The organism is Clostridium pacaense (assembly GCF_020709765.2).
GTDB classification, from domain to species: domain Bacteria; phylum Bacillota; class Clostridia; order Lachnospirales; family Lachnospiraceae; genus Enterocloster; species Enterocloster hominis.
This window is the reverse complement of record NZ_JAJFEB020000221.1, coordinates 1-236: the sequence shown is the minus strand read 5'-3', so window position 1 is coordinate 236 and position 236 is coordinate 1. Positions and strand designations below refer to the sequence as shown.

The window sequence follows — 236 nt, the reverse complement described above, 5'->3', positions numbered from 1 at the left end:
TCCGGGAAGTGCCGTCTTTTGCCAAAGGACGGGGACAGTATGAACTCATTGTCAATGACAATGGTATCGGGATGTCTGAAGAGTTCCTTCCTCATGTTTTTGAACCCTTTGCACGTGCAAAGGATCCTACAATCAATCAGGTACAGGGTACAGGGCTTGGCATGGCAATCACACATAATATCGTGCGGATGATGAATGGCACCATTGAGGTCAGGAGCAATCCTGGACAGGGGAGC

At 49.2% G+C, this 236-nt stretch carries 1 protein-coding gene; it reads left to right on the top strand.

Annotation, left to right across the window (positions count from 1 at the left end; all coding sequences use genetic code 11):
• On the top strand, window positions 1–236 hold a 236-nt coding region (locus LK536_RS59095; protein WP_506092372.1), incomplete at both ends, for an ATP-binding protein.